Origin of the sequence: Ideonella sp. B508-1, from assembly GCF_000333615.1 — a bacterium.
Classification (GTDB): Bacteria; Pseudomonadota; Gammaproteobacteria; order Burkholderiales; family Burkholderiaceae_C; genus Ideonella.
Genome location: NZ_BADL01000315.1, coordinates 1 through 4953 on the forward strand (window position 1 = coordinate 1; position 4953 = coordinate 4953).

Here is a 4953-nt window from a genome sequence, read left to right on the forward strand (position 1 = left end):
GGGCATGACCCGACCTACGCGGACTTCGACGTCCAGGTGCGGGCGGTGCTGGGCCGGTCGGACCTGGGCGCGGCCGACCACGCCCGGGCCGAGGCCCATGTGCTCGCCATGGTGCTGCAAGCCTGCGGACTGGCCCGATCATGAACGACACCGACCGCTCCCGCAGTGAGACCCTGGCCCTGCGGATCCTGGCCTCGGCCGCCATCCTGGGCCTGATCGTGCTGGGCCGCGATGTGCTGGTGCCCATCGCCCTGGCGGCCATGGCCGCCTTCGTGCTGGCGCCCGTGGTGCGGCAGATCCGCCGGCTGGGCCTGGGCCAGTCGGGGGCCTCGTTGCTCACGCTGGGCCTGGTGGCGTTGCTGGCGGCCGGCGTGGCCGTCGTCCTGGCCCTGCAGCTGGTCAGCCTGTCCAACGACCTGCCCCGCTACCAGACCCATCTGCAGGGCAAGGTGCAGGCCGTGCGCCACCTGAGCCTGGGACCGCTGGGCGCGCTGGGGGACCTGGGCCTGCGCCTGGCACCCGCGCCCATGGACGCGCAGACCGGCATGCCGGGTGCGCCGGACGCGACGCCGGGCGAGGCCACGACCGGGCAGTCGCCCATGAGCTTGCTGACCCATGTGCTGGCCGGCCTCTGGGGCCCGCTGGGCACCATCGGCGTGGTGGCGCTGGTGCTGATCTTCCTGCTGCTGGAGCAGGACGCCCTGCGCGACCGCCTGCTGCGTCTGGCCGGTGGCCAGGACCTGCGGGCCGCCACCGTGGCCTTCGACGACGCCGCCCAGCGCCTGTCGCGCTACTTCGCCTCGCAGTTCGCGGTCAATGCCGGCGTGGGCATCGTCACCGGGGTGCTGCTGGCCGCCATCGGCCTGCCCCAGCCCGCCGTCTGGGCCGTGCTGGCGGCCCTGCTGCGCTTCGTGCCCTATGTGGGCTACCCGGCCGCCGCGCTGGCCGCCACCGCCATGGCCGCCGCAGCGGAGCCCGGCTGGGGCCTGACCGGCAGCACGCTGCTGATCCTGGCCGTGGTGGAACTGGTCGCGGCCAATGCCATCGAGCCCCACCTCTACGGCCACAGCACCGGGCTGTCGCCCTTCTCGGTGGTGGTGTCGGCCATCTTCTGGGGCGCGGTCTGGGGGCCGGTGGGCCTGCTGATGTCCACCCCGCTGACCCTGTGCCTGGTGGTGGCCGGCCGCCATGTGCCCGCGCTGTCCTTCCTGGACCTGCTGCTGGGCGACACCCCCGCGCTGACGCTGGCCCAGCGCTTCTACCAGCGCAGCATCACCGGCAACCTGGTCGAGATCGTCGCCGACGCCCAGACCTACCTGAAGAAGCACCCGCTGGCGCGCTACTTCGACCAGGTCGCGCTGCCGGCCTTCGAGCTGGCCCGCATCGACTTCGAGGCCGGCCTGATCAGCGGATCCCAGCAGTCCAAGGCCCGGGCCGCGGTCCACGAGCTGTTCGACACCATCGCGGGCGACCCCAGCCGGCCCCGTCGCCGCGGGCGCCGCCGCCCGCCCAGCGCATTGGACGGCGGACACTTCGGCCTGGGCCTGCGCCAGGCCCGGCTGCAGGGCAGCGAAAGGCATGCGACACCCGAGCATGCGCCGCGGGGTTCGGTGACCCTGTGCCTGAGCACCGGCAGCATCGGCTCGGAGCTGGCCGCCGAGCTGCTGGTGCGCGTGCTGTGCCACCAGGGCCTGGACGCCCGCCACTTCACGCTGGACGAATGCGTGACACCCAAGGACGAGGAAGCCCTGGACGCGCTGGGCCTGGTGTTCCTGGTGGAGCTGCCCGACGCCGACAGCCCGCAAGGCCACCGTGTGCTGCAGGCCCTGGGCGTGATCCGCCAGCGCGGCCTGGCCCGGCTGGTGCTGCTGCGCCCCCGCATCGGCAACGGGGACACGGCACCGCCGCCCGGCGCCCCCTGGCATTTCGACGCCAGCGCCGACTCGCTGGAGGCGGCCGTGGCCTGGGTGGATCCCAAGGCCCACTGAGGATCGTCCGGCCACTGCCCTTATGCTCACAGCATGCTGAGCCCCGAACAGTTCTTCGCCTTCCTGCTGGCCGCCCTGCTGATCACCGCCTCGCCCGGCCCCGACAACCTGATGGTGCTGGGCATGGGCATCTCCAAGGGGCGGCGCCAGGGCATGGCCTTCGGCCTGGGCTGTGCCCTGGGTTGCCTGAGCCACACCGTGCTGGCGGTGGCGGGCGTCAGTGCCCTGATCGCCGCCTCGCCCCTGGCCTTCACGGCACTCAAGGTCTGCGGCGGCCTGTACCTGGTGTGGCTGGGCGTGCAGGCCCTGCGCAGCCGCGGCGGCACCCAGGTGCAGGCCGTGAGCGTCAGCGAGCCCGGCCTGCTGCGCCTGTTCCTCAAGGGCGTGTTCGCCAACGCCATCAACCCCAAGGTGGTGCTGTTCTTCCTGTCCTTCCTGCCCCAGTTCGTGGTGGCCGAGCACGGGCAGCTGGGGCTGCAGATCGCCCTGCTGGGTCTGACCTTCACCCTCCAGGCCGCCCTGCTGTTCGGCCTGCTGGGCTACTTCTCGGGGGCCATCGGGCAGTGGATCCAGCGCCAGCCGCACGTGGGCCTGTGGCTGGACCGGGTCGCCGGTGCGGTCTTCGTGGCCCTGGGCCTGCGCCTGCTGGCCACCCGCTGACCCCAGGAGCCCGGACGTGTTCTCGCACATCTTCGTCGGCGTGAAGGACTTCGAGCGCGCCCTGGCCTTCTACACCCCGGTGCTGGCCGCGCTGGACATCGCCCCGCGCTTCTGCGACCGCAGCCGCCCCTGGGCCGGCTGGCAGAGCAGTCCCGGACCACGCCCGCTGTTCCTGATCGGCACCCCTTGGGATGGCCAGCCCCACGTGGCCGGCAACGGCCAGATGGTGGCTTTTCTGGCGCAGCGGCGGGATCAGGTGGACCGGGCCCATGCCCTGGCACTGGCCCACGGTGGCCGGTGCGAAGGCCTCCCGGGCCTGCGCCCGCACTACCACCCCGACTACTACGGCGCCTACTTCCGCGACCCGGAAGGCAACAAGATCGGCGTGGCCTGCCACGCCCCCGAGCTCAGCTGACGGCGACCGGGTCAGGTCGACACCGTCCGCCGGGGCCAGGCGAACGCCCTGAGCCGTCGCTGGGCTGGCGCTTCCACCAGATGGTAGGAGGCCATCGCCAGAACCAGGGTGATCGCGCCACCGAGGACAAAGTTGAGATACCACAGACGCGGAACCCAGCCCACGGCCGCCACGGCCTGCTGGACGGTGAAGCCGTACAGGTAGATGCCGTAGCTGAACCGGGCATAGGAGGCGTACATGCCCCGGCGGGGAATTCTGCAAGCCCAGGTACACCGTCACGTAGGCCACCGGCAGCGCCACGAGAAAGTCGCCTCCGTGGACCGGGCCCAGCAGCAGCAGCGACACCACCAAAGCCAGCCCGAACAGCTTGGGACAGTAGGGAATGCGGTCCCGGCACAGGTAGACCCAGGCCCCAGCGAAGAAGCAGGACATGAGCAGGTAGCCGGACACCGGGCCGGGCGGGATGGGAACCCAGGCCGGGCCCCAGAACTTGTACAGGAACAGGCCCCCGCTGCTGATGAACATCAACAGCAACGGCCATGCCGCCCTGACCCTCACCCCCACCAAAGCCGCCACCCCCAGCAGCAGATAGCAGCCCAGCTCGAAGGGCAAGGTCCAGAGCTGGGTGCTCACCGTGCGCGGGTGGGGATTCGCCCCGAACACCCCCGGAAGCTCGAACGAGATGCTGCACCCCGTGACGTTCAACAGGTACCGTGCCAGCACCGGATCGCCCAGGTACTGGGCAGTGCTGAGGGTGGTGAAGGCTGGCCCGATCACGAAACCGAACACCAGGACAGCGGCCAGCAGGGGGGGATAGATGCGCAGTGCGCGTTGCCACAGGAACTGGGCGAACCCCCGGGCCTTGATGAAGCTCGCCGTCACCAGGAAGCCGCTGATCACGAAGAACATCGGCAGCTTGATCCGCACCAGCGGACGCAGCACCGAGCTGAAGAGCTCATTGCCCGCCGCCAGTCCATGAGCGATGTCGACGGAATGCACCAGGAGGACCCCGATGGCGAGGGTCAGGCGCAAGAGATCGAAGCCGGAAGCCCGCCCGCAGGTCTCCTCGATTCTCTGTGCCAATGTGCACTTCACAGCCTTCTCCCGTGTCAACGACCGCCGCAACACCTGCAGCAGGGTTGGCAGGAGTGACAACCGGGACGTCAGCCGCAATGTCCATTGATACCCCAAGCGGCCCCGCCTTGGCAACCACCTTGAACATGGGGGACCGGTCCGCTCACCGCACCAGGCGAGCGGACGAGGTCCCCCGGGCGGTCACACCGCGGCCGTGCGGCGCAGGGCGGTCCAATGCTTGAAGCGGAGCATGGGCTTTTCGACCCAGTACCAGGAAAACGCGGCGAATGCCGAAGTCACCAGGCCCGCCACGACGAAGTTCACATACCAGAGCCGTGGGATCGCTTCGATGCTGACCACCGCCTGCTGCACCACGAAACCATAGAGATAGATGCCGTAGGAAAAGTCGGCGCCCTGCACCAGCTTGATGCGGCGCGGATTCAGCAGGCCGAGGTGCGCGGTGGCGTAGGCCACGGGCAGAGGCGCCAGAAAGTCGCCACCCGGCACCACGGACAGCAGCAACAGGCTGGCCAGCAACGTAGCCCACAGCAGCGGGCGGCTGTAGGGAATCAGCTCCCGGTACAGATAGGCCATGACCCCGGCCAGGAAGCTGGCCACCAGCAGATAGCCGGACACCGGTCCCACGGGGGTCAGGGCCAGACTCTGGGGCGATGACTATCTGCTGAAGGTGGACCACCCGATGGTGGTGCCGGTGGGCCAGAAGGTCCGCATCATCACCACCGCCAACGACGTCATCCACTCCTGGATGATCCCGGCCTTCGGGGTGAAGCAGGACGCGATCCCGGGCTTCGTGCG

The 4953-nt window shown here is 70.0% G+C and carries 6 protein-coding genes and 2 pseudogenes; 5 read left to right on the plus strand and 3 right to left on the minus strand.

Annotated features, from left to right (window positions below):
* From I73_RS31650 to I73_RS13555, 4 genes are all read left to right on the plus strand, one after another.
* Window positions 1-144 (plus strand): TetR family transcriptional regulator C-terminal domain-containing protein (locus tag I73_RS31650; RefSeq protein WP_199899060.1); only part of this gene is annotated, 144 nt, incomplete at its 5' end.
* On the plus strand, window positions 141-1988 hold the full coding sequence (locus tag I73_RS27850; protein ID WP_022981102.1) for an AI-2E family transporter: 1848 nt from the start codon (window positions 141-143) through the stop codon (window positions 1986-1988). The genes I73_RS31650 and I73_RS27850, both read left to right, overlap by 4 nt.
* Window positions 1989-2021: 33 nt before the next feature.
* A complete protein-coding gene (locus I73_RS13550; protein WP_022981103.1) occupies window positions 2022-2648 on the plus strand; it encodes a LysE family translocator in 627 nt (208 codons plus the stop codon).
* 16 nt (window positions 2649-2664) lie between these two features.
* On the plus strand, window positions 2665-3063 hold the full coding sequence (locus I73_RS13555) for a VOC family protein (protein ID WP_022981104.1): 399 nt from the start codon (window positions 2665-2667) through the stop codon (window positions 3061-3063).
* A gap of 11 nt (window positions 3064-3074) precedes the next feature.
* Here I73_RS13555 and I73_RS30940 read toward each other — a convergent pair whose 3' ends face one another.
* The 3 genes and pseudogenes from I73_RS30940 to I73_RS13575 form a co-directional block, all read right to left on the minus strand.
* Window positions 3075-3302: a hypothetical protein gene (locus I73_RS30940; protein ID WP_022981105.1), complete on the minus strand. Its 228-nt coding sequence runs from the start codon at window positions 3300-3302 to the stop codon at window positions 3075-3077.
* Window positions 3303-3390: 88 nt separating this feature from the next.
* A pseudogene (locus I73_RS34850) lies at window positions 3391-4191 on the minus strand (acyltransferase family protein); the annotation flags it as partial.
* Between the two features lie 147 nt (window positions 4192-4338).
* A complete protein-coding gene (locus tag I73_RS13575; protein WP_022981108.1) occupies window positions 4339-4782 on the minus strand; it encodes a hypothetical protein in 444 nt (147 codons plus the stop codon).
* 25 nt (window positions 4783-4807) lie between these two features.
* Between I73_RS13575 and I73_RS31660 the strand changes: the two are divergent.
* Window positions 4808-4953 (plus strand): annotated as a pseudogene (locus tag I73_RS31660) (cytochrome c oxidase subunit II); the annotation flags it as partial.

What these genes read in the sequence shown, in the direction of transcription:
- I73_RS27850 (WP_022981102.1), top strand. Translation starts at nt 141, where the DNA reads ATGAACGACACCGACCGCTCCCGCAGTGAGACCCTGGCCCTGCGGATC.
- I73_RS13550 (WP_022981103.1), top strand. Translation starts at nt 2,022, where the DNA reads ATGCTGAGCCCCGAACAGTTCTTCGCCTTCCTGCTGGCCGCCCTGCTG.
- I73_RS30940 (WP_022981105.1), bottom strand. Translation starts at nt 3,302, where the DNA reads ATGTACGCCTCCTATGCCCGGTTCAGCTACGGCATCTACCTGTACGGC.